We start from the raw sequence: 25,564 nt of genomic DNA, 5'->3' as shown, positions 1-25,564 counted from the left end.
TTCAGAGCAACCATTCAATGGGCAACACGGACGCCAACTTTACCAGCACCCGCTTCCAGAATCCTGTGGCGGGTTCTTTTTTCAGTACTTGTTCACTGCCAGAATGTCTGTCGACCCAATTGATTCTTCCCCACCGATCAAGACGTAGTTGCCAGGCTATTTCACGCTGGCTTTGCATAAAACGTTTATGAATCAACTCGGCCAGTACTTCACTCTCAATCACAAACCCCATTTCCGTATTGAGCAGCGTTGAACGGGGATCAAAATTAAGCGATCCGATAAACACTTTACGACCGTCAATACTGAAGGTTTTCGCATGCAGGCTGGAGCCTGAATTACCGGTTAATCCCCGGTCATGTACTGCTGAAACGCGATCGCGGGTTGGTTTGAGCTCGTATAACTCCACACCGTAGCGCAAGAGCTTTTTTCGCCAGCGTGCATAGCCTGCGTGAACGACTGCGACATCATTCGCCGCCAGAGAATTAGTTAAAATCGCGATCTTAACGCCTTTTCTCACCAGTCTCAGGAGCTGCGCCACGCCGGCGCGAGTTGGTACAAAGTAGGCGGAAATAATATCAATACGCTCGGTGGGAGATCCCATCACGTCAAACAAACGCTGCGGTAATAGTGAGTGGCGCGGCGCTTTCCCCTCTCCTTTTGCGGGATCATCACTCAGCAAGCGCGTTCTCGCCCAAATCAGCGGTAGCGACCTCTGATCGAGGTGGGTCATAAACTGGCTGGTTTCCAGCTTATGTAGATAGCGACGCGTGATGTCATCGTTATACCAGGATTCTGGAAGTTCGATTTTTTGCGTTGAAGCTGGCTCAGCCACCTCAAGTACGTTTTGCAATGTTGAAACCGAGCGGCAGTGCCAGTAACGCTCAAAGTCGTCTGCAACATCCTGGACCACCGGCCCGATAGCCATAACATCCAGATCGGAAAACAGCGGTTGTTCGCCTGTACCAAAATAGGCATCGCCGATATTTCGCCCGCCCACGAGAGTTACGACGCCGTCAGCGGTATAACTTTTATTGTGCATACGTCGATTCAACCGGGCAAAATCGGTTAAATAGCCCAGTGCACGCAGGATACGAAAGGAAAAGGGATTAAACAGACGGATTTCTATATTAGGGTGATTGTCCAGCAAACGCAGCGTATCATCCAGACCTGGCGTGTTGTTATCATCCAGCAACAAACGCACCCGGACGCCCCGCTTCGCCGCGGCCAGCAAAACGGAAAATAGTAATAGCCCGGACATGTCGCTTTCCCAGATGTAATACTGAACATCCAGGGTACGTTCCGCCATTTCCGTCAACCGATAGCGAGCAGCAAATGCATCCAGGCTGTCATCCAACGTCAGAATGCCGCATTCTCCCGGGTGGTTTTCACAAAGTGGCGTGATGGCACGCTCAAGTCGCGTCATATCAGTCCGTGCGTTCATCGCCTTGCTGGGTAAGTAATCTCTTGTATAGCCGAGCGTTTTCTTCATCAAAGCACACGAAGTATATTTGATCGGGAAGCGTACGTCGGGTGATAAATTTCAACACCGTTTTCACCGCGATCTCTGCCGCTGCAGCGCGGGGGTAACCATAAGCACCGGTGCTTATTGCTGGAAAAGCAATGGATTGATAACCATTGGCTAAGGCCAGTTGCAAGCTATTAAAGTAAGCCTCTTCGAGGCGTTCAGCTTCATGATGATCGCCACCCTGCCATACGGGCCCCACGGTGTGGATCACTGCTCTGGCGGGCAAGTTTCCCGCCAGGGTGATAACCGCATGACCGGTTGGGCATTCGCCCTGTTGCTGGATAACCTGTTTGCAGGCCGCCAGCAACGCAGGCCCTGCAGCGCGATGAATCGCTCCATCGACGCCACCTCCGCCCAATAGCGATGGATTCGCCGCGTTGACAATCACATCAACAGCGATCGTCGTAATATCGCCATGTAACACATGAACACGTGATTGCATAAGTTCCCCCTGACCAAACACTATTTGTTAAGTGTACAGCAGGGTTTTCCCGGAAATCTCACTTTTTAACCAAACGTGTGCATATGTACGCCGGAATGATTCATTTATATTCAATGTTAAGAATTGCCATGTTTTTCTGTTCATTGAGATAGTGCATTTTGACTGTGGCAATTTGCTGCACATTTTGAGGGGCAGTCGCGACCTGTTGCTGACTGTAGAGACTATTACGGGTGGTGCCGTCGCGCATACATGACAATTCAATTTGCTGCTGCCGAGCGTTAACATCGCAAGGTGATTCAACTATTGCACCGCGAAAATGAATAACCCCGCCGGTTGAGATTTGTTGCGCCATTGCGGGGAGGGTAAAAAGAGAAATGCTGCACAAGCTGATACTAAAAAAACGCTTTAATAATGTACACATAAGGGTTCCTCAATGATTAGCCATCCTTGAGGGATCGAAATGATCCTTCGCCGCTGTGATTAACGATCAAATTAAAACGTTCAAACGTCTCTATATTCATAGAACAGCAGTGCATTCCCAGCCACACCCTTAATGCAAATACATCAAAAAAATCACGGGTGACCGTTTGAATCTGGCCATTGCTGAGACAGATGCAGAGACTGCCCATCCGAAACGGTAACGATAATCTTGACCGAATCCTCAGGTGAAATATTAAAACTCAGTTTAGTTAATTCAATCGGCCGATTAGCGGGGACCGAAAGGCTTGTTTTCTGCTGCGATTGGCTTTGTCCCCCGGACCCTTTACGTATGGCGAGGACTTGTACCTCACATACGCACGGTTGAGTTAACGTCACCTGAGGAATAATGGTGTACATATCACCTTGCTGAGTTGTATTGAATGTTATTTGATTTGCCAGCGCGGCAATGAGTAATAGCGTATGCATCATATTCTCCCGAAAAAAAAACAGGGCTCACGCCCTGTTTATTATCAGTCAGAAAACTGAATTAGTGTTGGTTAGCTGTAGCGTTGTTACCAAAGCCAACCTGCTGAATCAGCACATTGGAGTCAGAGGCTGTCTGATTAACCAACGCACCGTTGCGGCCACCGAACTGGGTCACGCTAATATCAGCATTTTTTGCATTCCACTGATCGATAGTGGCACTGTTCTGGAAGCCGGTCTGTTTCAGGCTAATGGTACTGTCATCAGCACCCTGGCCAACAACAGCTCCGTTGCCACGCCCGTGTTGTGTGATGGTGACATCTGATTTACGCGCATCACTTTGCAGAGCATTTGCAGAGTTGTTTGACCCATATTGGTAGATACTCAGTGAAGAGTCTGGGCCATAATTACTGCCACCACCATGATGATTGCCGCCCCATTGCGGAACAACACCAGCCAGAGCACTGCCAGAAACTACGATTGCTGCGAATGCTGCCACTTTTAAAAGTTTCATGGTAAACCCCCATCGGATTGATTTAAACGTCGTTAATGGATTAGCGTTGAGTCACGCGAATTGCCATTTGCGACTGTCTCTGCACCACAACTGCTGTTTTTTGTGTACCGTACTGGGTAATATTGGCTTTATTACCAGAGCCTTTCTGGATAATTACCGCCGTATTACCGTATGAACCTTGTTTAATACTCGCATCATTGGAACTACCCGTTTGATCAATATATGCAAAGTTATATGATCCCGTCTGGTCTGTTTTCGCTCGATTACCAGAACCTTCTTGCGAAATGACTGACAATAACTTCGAGCCCCCCTGGCGGGTATTTGCACTGTTCGCAGTGCCAACCTGACCAATAATGGCTGCCTGATTAAATGAAGACTTACTTAATTCATTTACCGCAAAGTTATATTCTGAATTAGCTAAATCATAACTTGTAGTCGCGGCTGCAATCCCAGGCACACCCAGCATTGTAAACATCATAAATAACAACTTGTTTTTCATGTTGTCACCCTGGACCTGGTCGTACATGAAGTTAAATTAATTACCACTCAAATTGTTGTTAACATGACTTACATTTGTTAACGCCACGTTACGATGAAGATTATGTCTGCGGAAACATTTTAAATAACTCACCCGCCAGTTGTATTTTTATATTCAGATTCACCCCAAAGTACTAATTAACAGCGAACAATACCGTTACAGCTCTGGATTTCATTTCTTTTTTAACCCGGTGAATGAATTTCTATGCAGTAACAAAAAAAACGCGTTTTCCGCGTTTTCTGGGCCTCGTAGCGAGGTACTTCGATAGTTAGCAGTGCAAGTCGTGACAAGCGTCATTTTTTTCTATCTAAAATTGTTCAACTTAAAGTAAGACAAAAAGATCGGAATTCATTAGAAATCAAAAACCATCTAAGCATAAATTTAACTCTTAATAATCAATACCATATTATAATTTGTATGATTTTTTAAATCTATGCAGTATCGCCAAAATGTACAACTTTACTATCAAATCTAAACTTCTAAAAAACCCAAAAATCACATTTTAATATATAAATTTACATTCTGTAACATGTTTAACACTTGCTTTAAGATTTGTAATAGCTAGATTGAAATCAGTTGAAGTCCATTTGTTTTAATATTTTCACCCCGTTGGGTCGATATTTTATTTCTACACAGCAGTGCAACATCTGTCAGTACTTCTGGTGCCTCTATTTTAGTAGAGACAGCTGTCAGGTGTGCGACTAAAAAAGTGGAGTTTCATCATGTTTAATGAAGTCCATAGTATTCATGGTCATACATTATTGTTGATCACTAAACCATCCCTGCAGGCAACTGCGTTATTACAGCATTTAAAACAATCGCTGGCGTTAACCGGAAAACTACATAATATTCAACGTTCTCTGGATGATATTTCCTCCAGCTGCATTGTTCTACTGGACATGATGGAGGCAGACAAAAAACTGATCCATTACTGGCAAGATAATTTGAGCAGAAAAAACAACAATATAAAGACGTTATTGTTGAATACCCCAGATGATTATCCTTATCGGGATATTGAAAACTGGCCGCATATCAATGGCGTATTCTACGCAACGGAAGATGAGCAGCGTGTCGTCAGCGGATTGCAAGGTGTGTTGCGTGGCGAATGCTACTTTTCACAAAAGCTCGCCAGCTACCTGATCACGCATTCCGGGAACTACCGCTATAACAGCACGGAGTCGGCATTACTTACGCACCGTGAAAAAGAGATCCTTAATAAACTGCGTATTGGCGCCTCAAATATTGAAATCGCGCGTTCACTATTTATTAGTGAAAATACGGTTAAAACACATCTTTATAATCTTTTCAAAAAGATAGCTGTCAAAAATCGTACGCAGGCGGTCTCGTGGGCCAATGATAACCTCAGGCGATAAAGCCATGAAAAGCTATTTGTCCTGGATTGTGGCAGCAAATTTGTTCCTTGCTGCCGGGAATCTACACGCTGCTGTAGAGGTGGAGGTTCCCGGACTGTTGACTGACCACACTGTCTCTTCCATTGGCCATGATTTTTATCGTGCCTTTAGTGACAAGTGGGAAAGTAAGTACACAGGAAACTTAACCATTAATGAAAGGCCCAGTGCACGTTGGGGAAGTTGGATCACCATAACTGTCAATCAGGACGTTATCTTCCAGACTTTTTTATTCCCGACGAAAAGAGACTTCGACAAAATTGTGGTCTTCGCATTGGCAGAAACTGAGGAAGCATTAAATCGTCGGCAAATAGATCAAACGCTATTAAGTACGAGCGATTTAGCGCGCGATGAATTCTAAAACATGATTTAGTCCGGAGGCTTTCATGCGTGTCAAACATGCAGTGGTTTTGCTCATGCTGATTTCACCATTAAGTTGGGCCGGAAATATGACGTTCCAGTTCCGCAACCCTAACTTTGGTGGCAACCCAAACAACGGCTCTTTTTTACTGAACAGCGCTCAGGCGCAAAACTCGTATAAGGATCCGAGTGCTGGCGATTACGGGATTGAAACCCCATCAGCACTGGATAACTTTACCCAGGCAATACAGTCGCAAATACTCGGTGGCTTGCTCACCAATATCAATACCGGTAAACCGGGGAGGATGGTAACCAGCGATTTTATCGTTGATATCGCCAACCGGGATGGGCAACTGCAACTGAATGTCACGGACAGGAAAACGGGGAGAACGTCGACTATTGAAGTGTCGGGTTTACAAAATCAGTCGACCGATTTCTAAATTATAGCCACGAAAGGAAAAAATCATGCAGCGCTTACTTATCATGGTGGCAGTAATTTTACTCAGCGGATGTTTAACAGCTCCGCCTCAAGAAGCCGCTAAGCCGACATTAATGCCCCGGGCCCAAAGCTATAAAGATTTGACGCATCTGCCTATGCCTACAGGTAAGATCTTTGTGTCGGTATACAACATTCAGGATGAGACTGGCCAATTTAAACCTTACCCGGCAAGTAACTTCTCTACCGCCGTCCCGCAAAGCGCCACGGCTATGCTTGTCACCGCATTGAAAGATTCTCGTTGGTTCGTCCCTCTGGAACGTCAGGGGCTACAGAACTTGCTGAACGAACGTAAAATCATTCGTGCGGCTCAGGAAAACGGTACGGTTGCGATTAATAACCGGATCCCGCTACAGTCCCTGACCGCAGCAAACGTCATGGTGGAAGGGTCAATTATCGGTTATGAAAGCAACGTTAAATCGGGTGGTGTCGGTGCGCGTTATTTCGGTATTGGCGCCGATACGCAATACCAGCTCGACCAGATAGCGGTAAACCTGCGCGTAGTTAACGTCAGCACCGGTGAGATCCTGTCGTCAGTGAACACCAGTAAAACCATTTTGTCTTATGAAGTACAGGCTGGAGTGTTCCGCTTTATTGACTACCAGCGTCTGTTGGAAGGTGAAATTGGCTACACCTCTAACGAACCGGTTATGCTTTGTCTGATGTCAGCGATTGAAACAGGCGTTATCTTCTTAATTAATGACGGCATCGATCGCGGATTGTGGGATTTGCAGGATAAGAAACAAGTTGATAATGACATTCTGGTTAAATACCGCCATATGTCGGTACCGCCAGAATCCTGATGGATCTTTACTGCATAAAAAGCGTGAGGAAAACCCTCACGCTTTTTTATTTACTGGTCAGCGTCGGCGATATTCGATTTTCACGGCGAGATGCCAGCCACAGACCACTGTTTTTCATCGCATAGCCGAATATCAGGCCCAGTACCAGTGACGGTACAACCAGTCGCCAGTCGCCCTGCCCTGCAAATGTTGCACATGCGCCAATAAACGTGCCCGGTACAAATGAAAGCAACCATTGCTTTGCCTGGATACACATCAGAAACGCGACAATTCCCGTCATGACATAACCAATAATGTCCATATGCGGGGCAAGCGCGCTACCGTTAATAATCACCAACGCCCACACCACACCGCTTAGCAGCGTACACGCCGAGATCCACAGTCCTTTTAGCCCACCTTGCGGGCAGGCGAAATAGGCCGTGCACCCCAGAAAGCCAGCCCAACTGAGTAAGCCAAGAGAAACGGCCACCCATCCCCAGATCCCAGAGAGAATGCCCGTTGTGATTGCAATTGAGAGAAGTATGTTCATGCCGCGTATCTTAGCAGAAAAACGGCATAGGAATGAGATCGTGCACACAATTTATGCAAGCATATAATTAGCGTTGCAGCTTAAAGTGATTTAAATCACATTTATTCGTCAGTATCTTCCTGCAACTCGTCCCACATTGCACTAATAGCATCACGTGTTAGCGGCGCCATGGTACGCCAGAACGGCGTGTTTGCGTGCGCCTCAACTTTGCCAAGGAACGTACCACACCAGGGCAGCAGGTAGTCTACAAACAAGGTTTCAAGCGCCTCACTTTCATCTTCCGCAGACTGGTCTTCAAGCCATGAAGCCGCCAGCAACAGCGTACCAATGTGATCTGCCGGCGTATCTGCCAGCGGCATGCCGCGGGCAGAAAGAAATGCACGAACATCCGATTCTTTCGCCCCTTCTACCCAGGCGCTACGATAAGGCGGCACAGCACACTCTTCACCGACAAACAGCGCGTTGTAATCTGCAGCCAGTTGGGGCATATCGCAGCTCTTCTGCAGACGAGTGAGCAGTTCGTCCTGTTCCAGCGGCCAGTTGGCAGACAGTTTACCTTCACTAATTAAGGTAAACAGGGGAACCAGTAAAGGGTCCTGCGGTTGGCGATAAAACAGCGAGCCCAGTACACGACACAGGATAGAAAACTCGTTCATTGATATATTCCAGTTAGTAACAATTACAGTTCAGCAAATTCCGCGATCGGCTCCATGCCTCGCGATTCCAGAAACGCCAACAGGCGTTTAGGTGTGACGTTTAAAATTCTGTCTTCAGGGAAATTAACATCATCCAGGATTTTACGGCATTCGCCAAATTCTCCCAGCGTGAAAGCAGTATGTGAATCCGACCCTAATGCCACCCAGCCGCCAGCATCGCGCACAGCCGCAGCAACCGCACGACAATTATCCTCACTGCCCTTACGCGAATGCAAAAACGAAGAGTTATTGATTTCCAGTGCAACCTGGTACTTTGCCGCCGCCTGGGCAATTGCAGTAATATCAACCGGATACTTGGGATTTCCCGGATGGCTAATGATGTGCACATTACCGCTGGCCATCGTGGCTATCATTGCCTGGGTATTGGTTTCTTTATCGTGAGGTGCAAAAACTGGCTCATGGAAGCCCGCAATAATGAGGTCCAGAGAGGTAAACATCGGACCTGAACAGTCAATTTCGCCTTCAATATTCTTAATATTCGCCTCAATGCCGCGCAGGATCCCTACGCCATCTACAACACGTGGCCAAATACGCATATTGATAAAGTGCCAGTGGTGAGGCGCGTCCGCCATGTCCGGTCCATGATCGGTAATAGCAAACAGCTTGATGCCTTTGCGACGGGCTTCAGCGATGTAATCACTTAAGGTGCTGTAGGCGTGGGTGCTGGCGACGGTATGCATATGCAGGTCAACGGGATACATAACTCTCTCCTGTAGTCATTTTTCGTCAAGGATAGCAGGTATCGCCGCTATTTATTAGCTGAAACCCGGCATCCGCCGGGTTAGCATTAGTATCCCCGAACGCGATCGACCTGACCCGTTACGGATTTCCTGCTCTCCAGGTCCAAAATCGTGCGGGAAATATAGTCCACAGCCTCTGCTGGTCGCGTTACCGCGGCAATATGCGGCGTCATTGCCACACGCGGATGTTTCCACAGAGGACTGGTTTCCGGCAGCGGTTCACGGCTATAGACATCCAGCATGGCACCTTTCACCTTGCCGCTGTCCAGCGATGCCAGAAGATCGTCTTCATTGAGATGAACACCACGCGCCAGGTTCAGCACGTAGGCGCCATCCAGCAATTGGCTAAGTAAATCAGCGTTAATAATACCTACGGTTTCTGCCGTATTAGGCAGGAGGTTGATAAGCACACGAGTTTGGCTCAAAAACGCGCCCAGTTCCTCAGTACCGGCGAAGCTTTCCACGCCAGACCAGGATTTACGCGAACGGCTCCAGCAGCGCAGTGGGAATCCCCATGCTTGCAGGCTTTCGGCAACTTTTGCGCCCAATACCCCTGCTCCCATGATCCCGACGGTAAACTCCTCACGAGTATATTCTGGCAACGGTTGCCATTTCGCCTGATTTTTCAATGCCTGATAATCATCAAAGCGACGAAACCAGTGCAGCACCTGACTAACCGCATATTCCTGCATTTGCAGGCCCATACCCGTATCTTCCAGACGGAAAAGCGGGATCGACGCATCCAACATTTCCGGATGAGCATTGAGTTTACTGAGAATAGAATCGACGCCCGCGCCTAGCGCAAATACGGCTTTTAATTTTCGTCCTGCGAGCATTTCAACCGGCGGATGCCAGACCAGCGCATAGTCAGCATGTGCATTATCACCCGCTTTCCACTCACGTACGTTTGCACCAGGTATTGCCTTTGCCAACGCATTAATCCACCAGGTCGTATCGAATGTTGGGTGATAGAAAATTATATCCACATTGTCTCCTGAACATTGTTGTGCGGAACTTTCTCGCACTTATTATCATCATTTTCCGAGGGAACATCAGAGTAGCAAATTTTAGGATGCTGGCAAAAAAAACAATTCCCGCTTATTTATGCTCCATGTTGCTTGAAGTTTGTGTAAATGCACATTTTTTTCAAAAAGTTGATTGACGACGGGGCGGTGTTTCCCCTACATTAGCGCCCGTTCCGGTAGCACAGGAACAACAATATGGTGAGGTGTCCGAGTGGCTGAAGGAGCACGCCTGGAAAGTGTGTATACGGCAACGTATCCGGGGTTCGAATCCCCGCCTCACCGCCATATTTAAAGAAGAGCTCGTATGCAAGTACGGGCTTTTTTTTCGCATATTGCATAGCCTGGCGGGGATGAGAAGCCCGGACCGGGGTTCGACTACTGGCGCAGCCAGTTGGACAGACTGAGAGCATAGCGAACAGGCTGCCCGCAGGGCGAGCGAAGCGAGTCAATCCCCGCCTCACCGCCATATTTAAAAAAGAGCTCGTACGCAAGTACGGGCTTTTTTTTTCGCATATTGCACAGCCTGGCGGGGATGAGAAGCCCGGACCGGGGTTCGACTACTGGCGCAGCCAGTTGGACAGACAGAGAGCACAGCGAACAGGCTGCCCGCAGGGCGAGCGAAGCGAGTCAATCCCCGCCTCACCGCCATATTTAAAGAAGAGCTCGTACGCAAGTACGGGCTTTTTTTTCGTATGTTGCACAGCATGGCAGGGATATCGCCCCGCTCAAGGTTTCTGCTCTACTTATCGCTGGTAGCGGCATGCATGAGACTTATCATGCCGGATATCTTCAACAAATCACGCCAGATCCTCCGGTCCAGATTGCAGGTAATGACCTTCATAGCGGTTTACTCTTTCTCAAGCAACCAGCAGCGGAAGCCATCATCCATTGCCTAGTCCTGCGCAGTTTGCCCGCCAATACTCCCGGTTGTGCTGAGATATCAGCAAGCTGGTGGAGCATCGCTTTAATTTATTCCAGCGCGGCATTGCACCCGGTAATGATGCGCTTAAGCAAGGAATGCTGGCCAGGTGTTGTGAGTCCGGCAGCATCACGAATGGTGTGTAATACAGGGGTGTAAGCATCGATCGATTTCGTCGATCGATTACGTAAAAATTGATCTGCAAAATGAATTATCCCGCATGATTGTCCCTGTGCCACAATCTCTAAAACGAATTTAACTGATTGTTTATAAATCTAATTCCTGTCTTATTTAGGAGCGAACACCTTTTGTCCTGGAAGCTCGGCAGGGAAATAGCATAAAGGATGATGTGATGAGAGATGCGCACGGTGTAATAAGAAAAGGAGCGTCTTTGAACAGTGGCTCTCACTCGATACAGAATTCTGCGACGAGTGCTTATTTGATATTGACGAGGAAATCAGGGAAAGGCAAATACTCCCCGTCAGACGTCTGAAAGATGATCCAGCCCGCAATACAAATCGGAAGTCTTCCCGTTGATTTTTATCATCATTTTATAGATACGATCATGATAAATTTCACCTTGTTTTTTATATCACCCTGACTGTAAATGAGATTGAGTACTGTAACAGCACACGTTTCTCTTAAGAGCAGGTACATGCCAGAGTGAAGGGTTGACAATGCTCTTCAGAAGAACATGTCAGTATGGCAAGCAAGGATACACATAAATGGTAAAGTTTCTGCGAAATGGACCCGCAGTTGTTGTTCTGGCATTTATATTATGGGGCCTGATCCCATTGTTTTATCAATATCTATCTGGCGGAGCCCTCGCTGAAATTTTGATGTACAGAGTTTTCTGGTCTATACCTCTATTACTGCCAATAAGATTATTATTTCGTAAGAGAACTTTTTTTCGCGATTTACTGAAAGATAAAACCTCCTTCATATCCTGCATGATAGCAGGCTTGCTAATGGTAATTTCGTGGTCAGCTTTTATTTATGCATTAACAAATCATAAGGTACTCGACGCCAGTCTGGGATATTTTATCAACCCACTTATTGTCATTTGCCTTGGATGTATTTTTCTTAAAGAAAAACCATCATTATTTCAACTTATAGCAGTAATATCCGGCGTATGTGGTCTTGGCTATCAGATTATTTCCGCAAACAGTTTTCCTTCACTAGCGTTAATCATGGGGTTTTCATTTGCATTGTACGGACTGGCGCGAAAATTTATCCATTACGATGCAATAACCTCAATCACGCTTGAAACATTCTGGGCTCTACCTGTTGCTCTTTTCATCTTTATCTATACTGGCTCGAGTATAACTACATCATCTGACATCTCTCTGTTCCTTTATATATTAACCGCTCCCGTTACAGTAATTCCGTTAGTGTTATTTGCAGTAGCGCTAAATCGTACATCTCTTATTGTGACAGGTCTTGCTCAGTATATAGAACCATCTTTGCAATTTCTCATTGCCATACTTATATTTGGAGAAGTTATTAATTACTCCGAGCTATTTTGTTTTTCAGCGGTATGGTTTGGATTGTTGCTATGTATATTTGAGAGTCTTTACTATCATTACCGACGTAATCCTCCACGGTCTGAAAGTAATCATCCTGCAGGCACTTTACGGTGATGTACATGCAGAATATAAAACTCAGTACGCTTATTCGTTTCCCTGGAACACGCGCTCAGGTATGAATGAGTAAACAATTCGAGTTTGTTTATTCAAGATTACCACGTCATTTAGGTACATAGGACAGTTGACTGCATGTTCATGGTTAAAGCCGGACAAAAAAATTTTTCCGATACCTTTATACAGATTGGCACTGTTCATCACCGGTGAATCCCCCGGAACACTGTCGCACTGCAACCAGGCATCGAGCTAGTGCATTTCTCTGAGAACGTGAGTGACCAGAGAATGTTGCGGCCGATCGGTAAAGTCTCTGTATCCAGAAATATTCTTAACGGCAGTACCCTATTCGTGCGTCAGCCAGCGAATCAGGTTCCCCTTGGTATTGTTTTGCGGGCCTGTTTCATAACCATACAATGCAAACTCCTTTTCAGTACAAAAGGTTACCAAAAATATACTGGGCATTATATCTGGAAAGAAAGTCAGGAATGTGTATATCCCAATTTAAGTTATTCAATTTGACAATAATCCACGAAAACCGGCGTATTGCGCGGGAATACAGCCAATTGTGATAGCTGTCATCGTTCAAAATTTGTCCTGACGTTCAAAGTCGTGCGTTTTCCAAACACCCATGGCTCGCTGAATCACATGATTTACTTCGTTATGTGGTTGACAAGTCAACCTACCAGTTTACTCAATGAACATCGGTATGTTTGTAAAGTATACTTTGTTTAACAAATATATATGTTCTTCTCTGTAGAATGAAAAAAATTTGTTTTCATCAGGATATGCGAACGAGAGAGCGCCTAATGATTATCAACAAAACTGGCATGTCAGACATGAATTTATTTTCAAAATGTTTCGCATTAACAAAACAGCGTCAGAGATTCCAGTATTTACACCTTGCACGTAAATAAATTTAAACACCCTGAATTAATAATGATACTTATGAAAAATACATCATATCTAAGTTTCTTTAACCAAATTCTATTGGCACGTGGCCCTTTGCATAGCAAATGGAAGAACAAAAAATTTCGACTCATGTATCTTTTACGATCTATGATAAGTCCTGTCTCCAGTATTCGGTATTATCAAGAATTACATTCCCTTAAATCAATTGATAAGATTCTGGAGATGCAACCTACGTTACCAGCCAAAATTCATCGTCCCTATTTACATAAAGGAGGGCTGGCATGGAATCGAAGGAAAAACATTATTGGTCACTACCGTTTTGTCCAGAATTTACCAGTGAAACACCAGGCGTTATTATTACCTGACAGAGATGTGCTATTGGTCCATTTCACCGGAAAAAATGGTGAGGATTTTGATATTCACTGTTCTTCAGGCGGTTTTGATCGTGAAGGAGAACTGATGTTATCTCTGAGTTTTAACAACACCCCGGTGGCCCGATTGTCCTTCTCGGTTATCCCGTCAAAAAAAGGACATTGTGCATTTATTGGCGGTCTGCAGGGGGCACCAAAAAATATTGGCCCAGACATTATTCGTAACGCTACTAAAGCCTGCTATGGACTATTCCCTAAGCGGATCGTTTTTGAGGTTCTTTGTTCATTGATGCGTTGCTGTGATATCACTAATATTTTAGCAGTTAGTGAACAGAGCCATGTTTTCAGGCAATGGCGATACCGGTACAAGAAACGTAAATACTTTGTTGCCCTGTACAGTGATTTTTGGGAATCAGTTGCTGGTCGTCCATACGGTAATTGGTATAAGTTGCCAATTTATGTAGAGCGTAAGTCATTTAATGAGCTTGCCAGTAAAAAACGCGCGGAATACCGGAGACGGTATGACCTGTTGGATCATATTAATGAGGAAATCATGATTCTCCTGCAAAATCAGATGTAACATAATGTCGTAACTCAGCTCAGAAACTGGCTGATGAATGCGACATCTCGATAAAAGCGTAGCTATCGTTCCGCGTTGGCGAACCATTACACGAACGTCCGCTGAGTGCTGTGAGCTCAACGGGTCGCTGATCCGCGAGACGCATTCATCACTGGATAAACGCATGAGTCTAAAATAAGGTGTTCTCTATTCCACAGTTCATAAATCAAACTTTTGACATATCTCAAGTCAGGCAAGGTTCCCCCTCGACTTCAGATATCCTGGTTTCTACTCGTTTTCGATGTTCTATTTCATCAGAGCATACTATTTCAATTTCTAAAATTTACTTAACAACACACAAATAACAAAGCCCGGTTTCCCGGGCCTTGAAGACGGAGTACTTATCAGTTGTAAGCGTTGAGCGTCCGCTGACAGAGCGCCGAGCGGACGCAATCGTCTTTATTGAAACGAACGATCCCAACCATATCATCTTCTTCGAAACGGGCCAGCGCATCGCTTAGTCCTGAGCGAACGTGAGCTGGAAGATCGCACTGGGTCACATCCCCATTCACAATCACCGTCACATTCTCCCCGAGGCGGGTCAAAAACATCTTCATTTGCGCAGCAGTGACGTTCTGAGCCTCGTCAAGAATGACCACTGCATTTTCAAATGTACGTCCACGCATATAGGCGAACGGCGCGATTTCCACCTTACCAATCTCAGGTCGCAGGCAATATTGCATGAAGGAGGCTCCCAGCCGTTTCACCAGCACGTCATACACGGGGCGAAAATAGGGAGCGAACTTCTCGGAAACATCTCCAGGTAAGAAGCCGAGGTCTTCATCAGCTTGCAGAACTGGACGGGTTACAATGATCCGGTCCACGTCTTTGTGGATCAGAGCCTCTGCAGCTTTTGCCGCGCTGATCCAGGTTTTACCACACCCGGCTTCACCGGTGGCGAAGATCAGCTGTTTACTCTCAATAGCATTCAGGTAGTGCGCCTGAGCCTCATTTCGCGCCGTGATTGGCGTGGCATCGCGACTATCACGCGCCATACCGATCGCTTCTACGCCGCCCATCTGCACAAGCGAGGTGACCGATTCATCTTCACGTTGCTTATGACTACGCGAATCCCGCCTCAGCACACGTTTTGCTTCACGACGAGCTTTGATCACTGCTTTTTGTCTTCCCATGGATAGCACCTTGAGTTGTAGGTATACATCACACGCGCCGTTGGCGGCACGATTATGCGCACGAACATCTGAGGGTTGGCTTCCTTGTAAGCCATTGCTTGCTTTCGGATAAGACGCCACACACGGCTACGCGCACCGTACAGGGCGTAAGTTACAAGGAGAAGAAGTGAGTGAGAGAGAGATTTAGCGGTAACGAGGAGGCTACCGGAAGAGAAACGTCCGCGTAAGGTACTGCTGTTACTGTGAAAAACGTGTCCAGTACAGGACTTTTCCATTCGCGATCTCCATAGTGAATGACTATCACCGCCGGGAACTACCGCTATTACTTATAATTACATCATAACCTTTCGCTAATGCAACAATATTTTTACTTATTGTTAACTTAAATTCTATCTTATCACCAGAGACAGTCTCTTGCAGAGAGATGACAGAATTATTTCAGTCGCATACCGATCATAAAAAATAATTTGTTCCTTCATCAAGATATCAGGAAAAACCCCGCTGTACTGCGGGGCATAATCATCACGCTTCGAGCAGAGACTGTCCCAGATAATTGTCTGCAGTTTTAACACCCGGCAAAGAAAAGAAATATCCCCCACCAATCGGTTTGACATACTCTTCGAGCGCTTCACCATTCAGACGTTTCTGCACCGCCAAAAATCCTTTTTCCAGATCGTGTTGATAGCAAACAAACAACAGCCCCATATCCAGTTGACCAGAATTAGTCACACCGAGCGAATAACTGTAGCCACGACGCATCATCAGGCTCGAGTCGGTCTCTTTCGTGCGCGGGTTTGCCAGGCGGATATGACTGTCGAGCGCAATCACCTCACCTTCAGGATCACTGGCATAGTCAGGTACATCATGCTCATGCTGCATGCCCAGCGGCGCGCCGGTGTGTTTATCACGACCAAAAATCGTTTGCTGCTCTTTCAGCGGCGTACGATCCCAGAACTCAACGCGGAACTGAATGAGCCTGACGGCCTGATAACTGCCACCTTGCGCCCAGGCAGGTTCGCCCTGCCCATCCGTCACCCACACCACGTCTTGCATCAACTTCGCATCCGTAGCGTCCGGATTCGCGGTGCCGTCTTTAAAGCCAAGCAGGTTGACCGGGGTCTCTTTGCCTTTGCTGCGCGCTGCGTGGTCAGAAATAAACCCTTCACGTTTCCAGCGCACGCTGAGGAGATCGGGCGTATGTTTAATGATATCGCGCAACGCGTGGATGACAGTGTCCTGGGTGTTGGCACAAATCTGCAGCAGCAAATCGCCATGGCACAGCGCCGCATCCAGCGAATCATTCGGGAAGCGGGTCATTTTTTGCAGCTTTTTCGGCATCTGCGGTTTCAGGCCATAACGTTCATCGAACAGCGATGAACCAACCGACAACGTCATCGTCAGGTTGTCTGGCGCAATGTAAGCGCCGAGGATACCTGAATCCATAGGAGGGAGACGCGGATTGGGCGTATCCGGTGCCGGTCCACCGGTGGTCAGAAACGCAAATCGGCTAGTCAACAACCGGAATAAACGCTCAAGATCGGCCTTATCGCTGGCGAGAACATCGAATGCCACCAGCATCATTGATGCCTGCTGCGGCGTCAGGATCCCCGCCTGATGCTGACCATAAAACGGCTGCGTTTCACTACGCGCATCCGGAGACAGCGTTCCCGGCGCGCTTTTTGGTTTTTGCGCGTGGGCAACCGGACACCCACCCGCCAGCGCCAGCGCCCCACCCAGGGCGCCCATCCCTTTCAGTAAACGTCGGCGTGACGGTTCGCTCACGCCGTTTTCATTATCTTGCTGCATAGTGCTTAATCCAGACCCAGAACACCGCGTAATTGCGACAAGTCTTCCGCCAGCGTCGTGATTGGCCCTTTCAGCGCATTACGATCGGCATCAGTCAGTTTGTCATAGGTTTCAAAACCGTCTTTGGTACGGTACTTGCTCAGAATGGTATCGACCTTTTTGAAGTTCGCATCCACCTTTGCCAGCAGCTCAGCATTGGATTTTTGTAACTGAGGACGCAGGAGATCGACAATTTTCTGCGCGCCATCGACGTTCGCCTGGAAATCCCACAGATCGGTATGGCTGTAGCGATCTTCTTCCCCACTGATTTTGCTGGCAGCAACTTCTTCAATCAGTCCTGCAGCCCCGCCAACAACTTTAGACGGTGGGAAAGCCAGCTCGCTAATACGCGTTTGCAGGTCAAGAACATCGCTATTTAATTGGTCGGCGTATTTATCCATTCCTTTGGTGGTATTGTCGCCAAACAGCGCTTTCTCCAGGCGGTGGAAGCCGGTGAATTTAGGATCGGCGGCTTTTTGCTCATAATCATCTTCACGCGCATCGATGCTGCCGTCGAGATCGGAGAACAGTTCAGCAATCGGTTCAATACGCTCATAATGCTGACGGGTTGGCGCATACAGCGATTTCGCTTTTTCCACATCACCGGCTTTAATTGCATCGGTGAAGGCTTTAGTGCCCGCCACCAGTTGCGCGGTTTCAGCCGTCACGTAGGCTTTGTACTCGGTAATCGCGCCGCTCAGACTCAGCAGAGCATCGCTCTGTGCGGCATCCGCCGTTGCGCTGCCTTTTACGATCAGTTTGCCTTTCGGGTTAGTCAACAGACCGCAGGTCATATCATATTCGCCAGGCTGCAGGTTAGCGGTCATTTTCTGGCTAAAACCTGGTGCAATGTTTTCGCGCTCTTCAACCACCATAACGCCTTTAAGAATTTCCCACTCCAGCGCTTTCTGGCTGTGGTTCTGGATGATGAACTGCGTTTTCCCGGCGTTAACCGTGATCGTCATCGGTTCACACTGTTTGTCGTTAACCGTGACTTTCACCTGCGGAATATCGGCGGCTTGTGCAGAAAAAGCGGATGCAAACAGCGCGGCAATACCCAACTGCAGCGCACTACGGCGAAAATTAAACGTCATAACCTATCCCTATAAATAAGTATGTTGTAACTAAAAAGTATTCTGCATCGCGTTTTTATCAAGGTGCGGTACGCGATGCCGTAGTGCCTGAACGCGGCGGTAGTGCAAACATAATCAACGCCGGAATCAGGTAGATAAACCAGACAGCGACTTCACTGACGCTTGGCGCTTCCTGATAGCCGAAAATGCCTTCCATCAATGTGCCAAACAGCGAATGCGTCGACAGCACACTGCTCAGGTCAAACGCCACATCCTGAAAATGATTCCACAACCCGGCTTCGTGGAAAGCGCGGATCGCCCCAGCGGCAAGACCGGCTGCTACCAGCAAAATGAACAGGCTGGTCCATTTAAAGAATGCCCCGAGGTTGAGGCGAATGCCGCCGAGGTAAATCAGGTATCCCAGTACCACTGCGGTAGCCAGTCCCAGCATCGCGCCTAACGGCGGCCAGATGCCTACATCCTGCTGGAATGCCGCCAGCAGGAAGAACACCGATTCCAACCCTTCTCGCGCAACAGCAAAAAAGACCATCATCACCAGCGCCCAGCCGTGATGATTACCGCGTTGCAACGCGTTATCGACAGCCTGTTCAAGCTGGACTTTGACGTTGCGGGAAACTTTACGCATCCAGAACACCATCCAGGTGAGGATCACCACGGCAATGACCGCCACGATGCCTTCAAACAGCTCCTGTTCTTTTTGCGGAAATTCACCGGTGGTTTCGTTGATGAAAATCCCTAACGCCAGGCATAACGCCGCCGCCAGCAGAACACCAATCCACATCACACCAATCCATCGACCACGCTGAGTCCGTTTCAGGTAGCTGGCAATCAGGCTGACAATCAGCGCGGCCTCTAACCCTTCGCGCAACATAATTAGAAATGGAACAAACATGCGAAGAACCCTTAAACGTTATTCTCGGTCAATTGATGAAAAGAAAAGTAAATTACAGTGATAGTGATTATCATTACAGCAAAGAAAAACTCAAGCAGAATGTTTTGAGAATGATGACTTAATGTAAACAGTTAGGCGGGTAATGGTTATGCAGGTTTGCGGGGGCGCAATAAAAAGCCCGCGCACGGCGGGCTTCAGGGACAGGTGATAAATTATTCTGCCTGTAAACGCGATGGCGGAGCTGAGTGATAATGCGCGTCAGCCTCGGCAAAACGTTGCTGCATAGCAGTTGAAGGTGCTTTACCCAACAGGCTGAAGACCACAATACCGATGCTGCCGAAAACAAAGCCCGGGATAATTTCATACAGACCCAGCCAGGCGAACTGCTTCCAGACGATTACCGTCACCGCACCGATGATCATCCCTGCCAGCGCGCCGTTGCGGGTCATACGCGACCACATTACGGAGAACAGGACTACCGGACCAAACGCCGCGCCGAAGCCGGCCCAGGCATAGCTTACCAGACCAAGTACGCGGTTCTCCGGATTCGCCGCCAGCGCGATGGACACCAACGCCACGACCAGCACCATGATGCGGCCAATCCATACCAGCTCTTTCTGGCTGGCATTTTTACGCAGGAACGCTTTGTACAAATCTTCGGTGATTGCGCTGGAGCACACCAGCAACTGGCAGCTCAGAGTCGACATAACCGCAGCGAGGATCGCAGACAGCAGAATACCGGCAATCCATGGGTTAAACAGTATTTGCGCCAGTTCAATAAACACACGCTCGGCGTTCTGGTTAACGGCACCGGCAAGCTGTGGGTTGTTGTTAAAGTAAGCAATACCAAAGAAGCCTACGGCCACGGCACCTGCCAGACACAGGATCATCCAGGTCATGCTGATACGGCGAGCATGAACGATGCTATGGTGGGAATCTGCCGCCATAAAGCGCGCCAGAATATGCGGCTGGCCAAAGTAACCCAGACCCCAGCCCATCAGGGAAATGATGGCAACAAAATTCAACCCTTTGAACATGTCCACGTTCTCAATGCTCTTTTGTTTAATCACTTCCAGCGAATCTTCAAATCCACCTACGCCAATAATGACCATTACCGGCGTCAGGATGAGAGCAAAGATCATCAGGCTGGCCTGGACGGTATCCGTCCAGCTTACCGCCAGAAAACCACCAATAAAGGTATAAATGATCGTCGCGGCCGCGCCCGCCCACAGCGCTGTTTCGTAGCTCATGCCAAAGGTGCTTTCAAACAGACGCGCCCCTGCCACAATCCCTGAAGCACAATAGATGGTGAAAAACAGCAGAATAACCAACGCGGAGATAATACGCAGAATTCGGCTTTTATCTTCAAAGCGACCGGTAAAGTAATCCGGTAACGTCAGCGCATTGTTATTGTATTCGGTATGTACGCGTAAACGTCCGGCCACCAACTTCCAGTTGATCCATGCGCCCAAAATAAGGCCGATGGCGATCCAGCTTTCTGAAATGCCCGACAGGAAAATCGCGCCAGGCAAACCCATCAGCAACCAGCCGCTCATGTCAGATGCCCCGGCGGATAACGCGGTCACGAATGGACCCAGACTGCGTCCACCAAGAATGTAATCGTCAAAGTTTTTGGTTGAACGCCATGCAATAAACCCTATCAATATCATGCCGAAAATATAGACACAGAATGTCACTAACATCGGTGTGCTAATAGCCATCAAAACTCTCCAAAATTATGTATCAGCAATGCCGTGGCTTGCCGTTTTATTACCCTGCCGGAACGTGGCAAAGATATCTATGTTGACCAGGGCGACCGTATCCTGCCGGAAGCGATGGTTATTCACAATCGATTTAACACACCATTTACATCAAATTTGATCCAGAGTAGATAGCATTTTTCTGTAGGTTGCACTCTCTCACATTTTTTTCGGTTGCACCTTTTAAAAGTGTTAACTACCGCAGAGAAAAAGATTCTGTAATTTTTACAGCCCACATCATAACGCTCATATTTATTAACATTTCATTCATTTCCAAGCTTGCAAACCAAGTCACATTTAACACGGTTGCACAAAGTTGCAACATAGTGGATATTTCTCGGTAACTATCAGACCCGTATTTCAGTACAACAGGAGTAAACGGCATGGGAACCACCACGATGGGGGTTAAGCTGGATGACGCCACTCGCGAGCGTATTAAAACAGCAGCATCACGAATCGATCGCACGCCACATTGGCTGATCAAACAAGCCATCTTTAATTATCTCGAAAGACTGGAAAACGACGACGCGCTTCCTGAACTACCGTCCCTGCTGGCGGGTGCCGCGAATGAGGGTGAGGAGTCAACCACGCCGCAGAATGAAGCGCATCAGCCTTTCCTGGAATTTGCCGAACAGATCCTACCGCAGTCAGTTTCCCGCGCAGCAATCACCGCCGCGTACCGCCGCGCCGAAACCGACGCAGTGCCGATGCTGATGGAGCAGGCTCGTCTGCCGCAACCCATCGCTGAGCAAGCGCACAAGCTGGCGTACAGCCTGGCCGACAAACTGCGTAACCAGAAGACCGCCAGCGGCCGCGCCGGGATGGTACAAGGTTTATTGCAGGAATTCTCCCTTTCTTCACAGGAAGGCGTCGCGCTGATGTGTCTGGCGGAAGCCTTGCTGCGTATTCCTGATAAGGCAACCCGCGATGCGTTAATCCGCGACAAAATCAGCAACGGCAACTGGCAGTCGCACATTGGACGCAGTCCGTCACTTTTCGTCAACGCAGCGACCTGGGGGCTGTTGTTTACCGGTCGTCTGGTTTCTACGCATAATGAAGCCAGCCTTTCACGCTCACTCAACCGTATTATCGGCAAGAGCGGTGAACCACTGGTGCGTAAAGGCGTCGACATGGCAATGCGCTTGATGGGCGAGCAGTTCGTCACCGGAGAGACTATCGCCGAAGCGCTGGCTAACGCGCGTAAACTGGAAGAAAAAGGTTTCCGCTACTCTTATGACATGCTGGGTGAAGCAGCTCTAACCGCCGCTGATGCCCAGGCTTATATGGTTTCGTACCAACAGGCAATCCACGCCATTGGTAAAGCCTCAAATGGTCGCGGCATCTATGAAGGGCCGGGCATTTCTATCAAGCTGTCGGCGTTGCATCCGCGTTATAGCCGCGCGCAGTATGACCGCGTGATGGATGAACTCTATCCGCGTCTGAAGTCGCTTACTCTGCTGGCCCGCCAGTACGACATCGGTATCAATATCGATGCTGAAGAGGCAGACCGACTGGAGATCTCCCTCGATCTGCTGGAAAAACTGTGCTTTGAACCTGAACTGGCGGGCTGGAACGGTATCGGCTTTGTTATTCAAGCCTACCAGAAGCGCTGCCCGTATGTTATCGACTACCTGATTGACCTCGCCACGCGCAGCCGCCGTCGCCTGATGATCCGCCTGGTTAAGGGCGCCTACTGGGATAGCGAAATCAAACGTGCGCAAATGGACGGTCTGGAAGGTTATCCGGTCTATACCCGTAAGGTGTACACCGACGTTTCCTATCTGGCCTGTGCGAAAAAACTGCTTGCGGTACCGAATCTGATCTACCCGCAGTTCGCCACCCACAACGCCCATACGTTGGCGGCGATTTATCAATTAGCCGGTCAAAACTACTATCCGGGTCAGTACGAGTTCCAGTGCCTGCACGGTATGGGCGAACCGCTATATGAGCAGGTCACCGGTAAAGTTGCCGATGGCAAACTGAACCGTCCATGCCGCATTTATGCACCGGTAGGCACGCATGAAACGCTGCTTGCGTATCTGGTGCGTCGTCTGCTGGAAAACGGCGCCAACACTTCATTCGTCAACCGCATTGCAGACACTACCCTGCCGCTGGATGAACTGGTAGCCTGCCCGGTCGAAGCCGTTGAAAAACTGGCGCAGCAGGAAGGCCAGGCTGGTCTGCCACATCCGAAGATTGCCCTGCCGCGTGACCTGTACGGTAAAGGCCGCGAAAACTCAGGCGGACTGGATTTAGCTAACGAACATCGTCTGGCCTCGCTGTCCTCCGCCCTGCTCAACAGCGCGCTGCAAAAATGGCACGCTAAGCCAATACTCGAACATCCGGTTGCTGACGGTGAAATGACGCCAGTCGTCAACCCGGCCGAACCGAAAGATATTGTCGGTTACGTGCGTGAAGCGACTCACAGCGAAGTGGAACAGGCATTGCAGAATGCGGTAAATAACGCGCCGATCTGGTTCGCCACACCGCCGCAAGAGCGTGCCGCTATTTTGCATCGCGCCGCCGTTCTAATGGAAGGCCAGATGCAGCAATTGATTGGCATTCTGGTGCGCGAAGCAGGTAAAACCTTCAGCAACGCCATTGCGGAAGTGCGCGAAGCGGTAGACTTCCTGCGCTATTATGCCGGTCAGGTCCGCGATGACTTCGATAATGAAACCCATCGTCCGTTAGGGCCTGTAGTCTGTATCAGCCCCTGGAACTTCCCGCTGGCTATTTTCTCCGGGCAGATTGCCGCCGCGCTGGCGGCGGGCAACAGCGTACTGGCAAAACCCGCGGAACAAACCCCGCTGATTGCCGCCCAGGGTATTGCCATTTTACTCGAAGCAGGTGTACCGCCAGGCGTGGTGCAACTGTTGCCTGGTCAGGGCGAAACGGTCGGGGCGCAGCTCACTTCCGATGAGCGCGTACGCGGCGTCATGTTTACTGGCTCAACGGAAGTTGCCACGCTGTTGCAACGCAATATCGCGACCCGCCTGGATGCTCAGGGACGTCCAATCCCGCTTATCGCCGAAACCGGCGGGATGAACGCCATGATCGTCGACTCCTCCGCGCTGACGGAACAGGTGGTGGTCGACGTCCTGGCTTCTGCCTTTGACAGCGCCGGGCAGCGCTGCTCTGCGCTTCGCGTCCTGTGTCTGCAGGACGATGTAGCCGACCATACGCTGAAAATGCTGCGCGGCGCGATGGCGGAGTGCCGCATGGGTAACCCGGGCCGCCTGACCACCGATATTGGACCGGTTATCGATGAAGAAGCCAAAACCAATATTGAGCGCCATATTCAGGCCATGCGCGCCAAAGGGCGTCCGGTGTTCCAGGCCGTGCGCGAAAATAGCGACGATGCGCGGGAATGGCAAACCGGTACCTTTATCGCCCCGACGCTTATTGAGCTGGAAAGCTTCGATGAATTACAAAAAGAGGTGTTTGGTCCGGTACTGCACGTCGTGCGTTACACCCGTAATAATCTGGGCAGCCTGATTGAGCAAATTAATGCCTCCGGCTACGGTCTGACGCTGGGCGTACACACGCGTATCGACGAAACCATTGCCCAGGTCACGGGCTCAGCACATGTGGGGAACCTGTATGTTAACCGCAATATGGTCGGCGCCGTCGTCGGCGTGCAGCCATTCGGTGGTGAAGGCTTGTCAGGAACCGGGCCAAAAGCGGGTGGGCCGCTGTATCTGTACCGCCTGCTGGCAAACCGTCCGGAAAATGCGTTAGGCATTACCCTTGCCCGCCAGGATGCAGACTACCCGGTCGATGCGCAGCTTAAAGCCGCACTCGTTCAACCGCTGGAAGCGCTCAGCGAATGGGCAACCGACCGTCCAGCACTGCGTGCGCTCTGCCAGCAGTTTGGCGAACTGGCGCAGGCCGGAACGCAACGCCTGCTGCCAGGACCCACCGGCGAGCGCAATACCTGGACGCTGTTGCCGCGCGAACGCGTTCTATGTATCGCCGATGATGAACAGGACGCACTGGTACAGGTTGCCGCTGTAACTTCCGTTGGTAGCTTAATCCTGTGGCCAGATGATACGTTCCATCGCGACCTGGCAAAACGCCTGCCAGCCGCGGTCTCCGGGCGCATTCAGTTTGCCAAAGCGGACAACATCGCCACGCAGCCGTTTGATGCCGTTATTTTCCACGGCGATTCCGATCAGCTTCGCGCACTGTGTGAAGCAGTGGCGGCCCGCGAAGGGGCGATTGTGTCGGTCCAGGGCTTTGCCCGTGGCGAGAGCAATATTCTGCTGGAGAGGCTGTACATTGAACGCTCCCTGAGCGTCAACACCGCCGCAGCTGGCGGGAACGCCAGCCTGATGACAATCGGCTAAGGTTGTGGTTAATTAAGGCTCCGGTAACGGGGCCTT

Annotated in this window: 23 protein-coding genes, 1 tRNA gene and 2 other RNA genes; 11 read left to right on the top strand and 15 right to left on the bottom strand. The window is 49.0% G+C overall.

Annotated elements, in window-relative coordinates:
• Position 1 precedes the first annotated feature (1 nt).
• The 6 genes from WN16_RS12460 to csgB form a co-directional block, all read right to left on the bottom strand.
• Positions 2 to 1,489, bottom strand: coding sequence for a phospholipase D family protein (locus tag WN16_RS12460; RefSeq protein WP_088168950.1), 1,488 nt, complete (start codon positions 1,487 to 1,489; stop codon positions 2 to 4).
• Positions 1,425 to 1,967 (bottom strand): O-acetyl-ADP-ribose deacetylase, encoded by a 543-nt coding sequence (gene ymdB / locus WN16_RS12455; RefSeq protein WP_003036110.1) that lies wholly within the window; start codon positions 1,965 to 1,967, stop codon positions 1,425 to 1,427. Before ymdB ends, WN16_RS12460 begins: the two co-directional genes overlap by 65 nt.
• A 100-nt stretch (positions 1,968 to 2,067) precedes the next feature.
• Positions 2,068 to 2,388, bottom strand: coding sequence for a type 1 fimbrial protein (locus WN16_RS12450; protein WP_032948974.1), 321 nt, complete (start codon positions 2,386 to 2,388; stop codon positions 2,068 to 2,070).
• Between the two features lie 152 nt (positions 2,389 to 2,540).
• Positions 2,541 to 2,873 (bottom strand): curli assembly chaperone CsgC, encoded by a 333-nt coding sequence (csgC, locus tag WN16_RS12445; RefSeq protein ID WP_032948973.1) that lies wholly within the window; start codon positions 2,871 to 2,873, stop codon positions 2,541 to 2,543.
• Positions 2,874 to 2,934: 61 nt separating this feature from the next.
• The gene (csgA, locus tag WN16_RS12440) at positions 2,935 to 3,384 is read right to left on the bottom strand and encodes a curli major subunit CsgA (RefSeq protein WP_003036098.1); all 450 of its coding nucleotides are present in this window, start codon (positions 3,382 to 3,384) and stop codon (positions 2,935 to 2,937) included.
• A 40-nt stretch (positions 3,385 to 3,424) separates the two neighbouring features.
• Positions 3,425 to 3,883: a curli minor subunit CsgB gene (gene csgB / locus WN16_RS12435; RefSeq protein ID WP_003036094.1), complete on the bottom strand. Its 459-nt coding sequence runs from the start codon at positions 3,881 to 3,883 to the stop codon at positions 3,425 to 3,427.
• Between the two features lie 761 nt (positions 3,884 to 4,644).
• Between csgB and csgD the strand changes: the two genes are divergently transcribed.
• The 4 genes from csgD to csgG are packed head-to-tail and all read left to right on the top strand — an operon-like array spanning position 4,645 to position 6,990.
• On the top strand, positions 4,645 to 5,295 hold the full coding sequence (csgD, locus tag WN16_RS12430) for a biofilm master transcriptional regulator CsgD (protein ID WP_003036091.1): 651 nt from the start codon (positions 4,645 to 4,647) through the stop codon (positions 5,293 to 5,295).
• Positions 5,296 to 5,299: 4 nt separating this feature from the next.
• A complete protein-coding gene (gene csgE / locus WN16_RS12425; protein WP_003036087.1) occupies positions 5,300 to 5,692 on the top strand; it encodes a curli production assembly/transport protein CsgE in 393 nt (130 codons plus the stop codon).
• Positions 5,693 to 5,717: 25 nt separating this feature from the next.
• A complete protein-coding gene (csgF, locus tag WN16_RS12420) occupies positions 5,718 to 6,131 on the top strand; it encodes a curli production assembly/transport protein CsgF (protein WP_003036084.1) in 414 nt (137 codons plus the stop codon).
• 25 nt (positions 6,132 to 6,156) lie between these two features.
• Positions 6,157 to 6,990, top strand: coding sequence for a curli production assembly/transport protein CsgG (gene csgG / locus WN16_RS12415; protein WP_003036082.1), 834 nt, complete (start codon positions 6,157 to 6,159; stop codon positions 6,988 to 6,990).
• Between the two features lie 46 nt (positions 6,991 to 7,036).
• On the opposite strand, the gene WN16_RS12410 is transcribed toward csgG, so the two are convergent.
• The 4 genes from WN16_RS12410 to ghrA all read right to left on the bottom strand — a co-directional run bounded on the left by WN16_RS12410 (position 7,037) and on the right by ghrA (position 9,961).
• Complete coding sequence (locus WN16_RS12410) at positions 7,037 to 7,519, bottom strand: DUF1097 domain-containing protein (protein ID WP_044700707.1); 483 nt, start codon at positions 7,517 to 7,519, stop codon at positions 7,037 to 7,039.
• 101 nt (positions 7,520 to 7,620) lie between these two features.
• On the bottom strand, positions 7,621 to 8,175 hold the full coding sequence (locus WN16_RS12405; protein ID WP_003836798.1) for a molecular chaperone: 555 nt from the start codon (positions 8,173 to 8,175) through the stop codon (positions 7,621 to 7,623).
• A gap of 23 nt (positions 8,176 to 8,198) precedes the next feature.
• A complete protein-coding gene (locus WN16_RS12400) occupies positions 8,199 to 8,936 on the bottom strand; it encodes a phosphatase (protein WP_003836800.1) in 738 nt (245 codons plus the stop codon).
• A gap of 86 nt (positions 8,937 to 9,022) precedes the next feature.
• Entirely contained in the window at positions 9,023 to 9,961 is a 939-nt protein-coding gene (ghrA, locus tag WN16_RS12395; RefSeq protein WP_044700709.1) for a glyoxylate/hydroxypyruvate reductase GhrA, read from the bottom strand.
• Between the two features lie 236 nt (positions 9,962 to 10,197).
• Here ghrA and WN16_RS12390 point away from each other — a divergent pair.
• From WN16_RS12390 to WN16_RS12355, 6 genes are all read left to right on the top strand, one after another.
• Positions 10,198 to 10,285, top strand: a tRNA-Ser gene (locus WN16_RS12390).
• Positions 10,286 to 10,329: 44 nt separating this feature from the next.
• A non-coding RNA gene (locus WN16_RS12385) (RtT sRNA) lies at positions 10,330 to 10,466 on the top strand.
• Between the two features lie 45 nt (positions 10,467 to 10,511).
• A non-coding RNA gene (locus WN16_RS12380) (RtT sRNA) lies at positions 10,512 to 10,648 on the top strand.
• 112 nt (positions 10,649 to 10,760) lie between these two features.
• Entirely contained in the window at positions 10,761 to 11,078 is a 318-nt protein-coding gene (locus tag WN16_RS12375) for a hypothetical protein (protein WP_127674221.1), read from the top strand.
• 566 nt (positions 11,079 to 11,644) lie between these two features.
• Complete coding sequence (gene rarD / locus WN16_RS12365; RefSeq protein WP_003036060.1) at positions 11,645 to 12,559, top strand: EamA family transporter RarD; 915 nt, start codon at positions 11,645 to 11,647, stop codon at positions 12,557 to 12,559.
• Between the two features lie 936 nt (positions 12,560 to 13,495).
• Positions 13,496 to 14,419, top strand: a complete 924-nt coding sequence (locus WN16_RS12355; protein ID WP_129993987.1) for a VirK/YbjX family protein — start codon at positions 13,496 to 13,498, stop codon at positions 14,417 to 14,419.
• 383 nt (positions 14,420 to 14,802) lie between these two features.
• Here WN16_RS12355 and phoH read toward each other — a convergent pair whose 3' ends face one another.
• The 5 genes from phoH to putP all read right to left on the bottom strand — a co-directional run bounded on the left by phoH (position 14,803) and on the right by putP (position 21,143).
• Positions 14,803 to 15,591: a phosphate starvation-inducible protein PhoH gene (gene phoH / locus WN16_RS12350; RefSeq protein ID WP_003036052.1), complete on the bottom strand. Its 789-nt coding sequence runs from the start codon at positions 15,589 to 15,591 to the stop codon at positions 14,803 to 14,805.
• A 522-nt stretch (positions 15,592 to 16,113) separates the two neighbouring features.
• Entirely contained in the window at positions 16,114 to 17,397 is a 1,284-nt protein-coding gene (gene efeB, locus WN16_RS12345; RefSeq protein ID WP_088169005.1) for an iron uptake transporter deferrochelatase/peroxidase subunit, read from the bottom strand.
• Positions 17,398 to 17,402: 5 nt separating this feature from the next.
• On the bottom strand, positions 17,403 to 18,530 hold the full coding sequence (gene efeO / locus WN16_RS12340) for an iron uptake system protein EfeO (protein ID WP_044700715.1): 1,128 nt from the start codon (positions 18,528 to 18,530) through the stop codon (positions 17,403 to 17,405).
• A 58-nt stretch (positions 18,531 to 18,588) separates the two neighbouring features.
• Positions 18,589 to 19,422: an iron uptake transporter permease EfeU gene (gene efeU / locus WN16_RS12335; protein ID WP_003036041.1), complete on the bottom strand. Its 834-nt coding sequence runs from the start codon at positions 19,420 to 19,422 to the stop codon at positions 18,589 to 18,591.
• Positions 19,423 to 19,634: 212 nt separating this feature from the next.
• Positions 19,635 to 21,143, bottom strand: coding sequence for a sodium/proline symporter PutP (gene putP / locus WN16_RS12330; protein ID WP_032936247.1), 1,509 nt, complete (start codon positions 21,141 to 21,143; stop codon positions 19,635 to 19,637).
• Positions 21,144 to 21,565: 422 nt separating this feature from the next.
• Between putP and putA the strand changes: the two genes are divergently transcribed.
• The gene (gene putA, locus WN16_RS12325) at positions 21,566 to 25,528 is read left to right on the top strand and encodes a trifunctional transcriptional regulator/proline dehydrogenase/L-glutamate gamma-semialdehyde dehydrogenase (protein ID WP_044700718.1); all 3,963 of its coding nucleotides are present in this window, start codon (positions 21,566 to 21,568) and stop codon (positions 25,526 to 25,528) included.
• Positions 25,529 to 25,564: the final 36 nt, after the last annotated feature.

Origin of the sequence: Citrobacter sp. ABFQG (genome assembly GCF_004322975.1) — a bacterium.
Classification (GTDB): domain Bacteria; phylum Pseudomonadota; class Gammaproteobacteria; order Enterobacterales; family Enterobacteriaceae; genus Citrobacter; species Citrobacter freundii.
Note: the sequence above shows the minus strand (reverse complement) of the source record. Positions and strands in the feature narration are given on the sequence as shown.